This window comes from Thalassotalea sp. G20_0, assembly GCF_017744175.1.
Taxonomy (GTDB): Bacteria; Pseudomonadota; Gammaproteobacteria; order Pseudomonadales; family Endozoicomonadaceae; genus Endozoicomonas.
Genome location: NZ_JAGHQV010000200.1, coordinates 1 through 1,380, shown reverse-complemented (window position 1 = coordinate 1,380; position 1,380 = coordinate 1). Strand labels below are relative to the sequence as shown.

Annotated in this window: 1 protein-coding gene; it reads left to right on the top strand. The window is 49.0% G+C overall.

Translation table 11 applies throughout. The annotated features are described in order from the left end of the window. Positions 1–16 precede the first annotated feature (16 nt). The coding region (locus J7438_RS25485) for a hypothetical protein (RefSeq protein WP_209278844.1) at positions 17–1,380 on the top strand (1,364 nt) is incomplete at its 3' end.

Sequence of the window (1,380 nt, the reverse complement as noted above, 5' to 3'; positions counted from 1 at the left end):
TAATGTCGTTCGGTCAATGTGCATAGCAAACCAACAGTGGTCTTTCACTGAGCAGGTCAAAACACTGTTGGACATTGCCATTAACAGCAACTTCTCGCCAGCGCTTGATGATAAGTCCGGCATAAAGAAGTTTAACCGGTGGTTCTGGGGTGACATATGTCCGGCAGAGGATATAAAACCGCCATACGCCTGCACCTGCAAGGTAGTACATCAACTATTTCCGAAACAGAAGGTCGGAGGCATCCTGACTGAAAATGAGCGCAGGGTTGTAATCGTTGGCCCACCGAATTCGTTCGCTAGCCTGGATCCCGGCGCAATGATGGCACTGGGTGCATGTTACCTGATTGAGTCGGAAAGGTTTCTGAAGATGCACGAGCAGCAACTGAAAAAGGCACCTGCTGAGGCATCATCCATATTTCTGGAAAAGGCCAGCAGCAAACGTAAGGAAGCTTATAAGCAGTGGGCAACAGCCAACCTGTTGAATGCTGAGAAAGCCCGGAGCCAGCTAAGATCCTGGTTTATTCAGTACGCATTGAACAATGGTACAATCAGCCAGGCCAGTGATGTAGAGAAAATAAAACAATTTCGCTCTGGCCAGCAGAAACGGCTGTCGGATCATTGGTTCAAACTACTCATTGACAGTGGTCTGTATCCCAACACCGAACCTCTGGCGTCCCCCATTGCCATAACGCAACAGCTGGCCGATATAGCCAGTCAATTTACAACGGTAAATAATTATTATCCGTATTCAGCCTTTGATTCCCCGGTTTTACTGTTTTCCAGATATGAACTCCTGCTAAAGACCCTGCGCGAAAAGCCCTGCTATCTTCCCGAGCCAGACGATGAACACGAAGTGCTGTACAGGGCATTACATATTGCCATTTTTGCTGACCAGGCTCGCAGAGTTCATCAGTTGACAACAATAAACGAATGCTATTCAGGGAACTCATTTACCAACCAGTTAAGCTCCATACCGGCCAGCGAATTAACCAGGGCTGTTACCCAGAGGGTCGACGTTTGGAGCTATCAGGGCGCGGCTGAGAATATGTCAACCAGCCAAAGCCATGCAGTATTTGTCAGAACCAAAAAAGCGGGGCAGGCCGCTTCGTCTGCTACCTGGCTGAAGAGCCAGATACCATTTCCGGAACCGGAGGACCTGGTGACGGCATTCGCTTATATTTTCAACGTCATGACCTACCCCAAACCTGATGACAAAACCCGCATTTACAATATGCCCCGGCATCGCGAGAGAATGATGGAGGCTTTTCAATTGCTGAAACAGGCCGTGGGCAGCGAACCGCCCTTACCGGATAATCTCCATGGTTACGCCTGTTTTCTCATGGGCTGGCTCCATGAGCAGCAATTAATTAACCATCCATC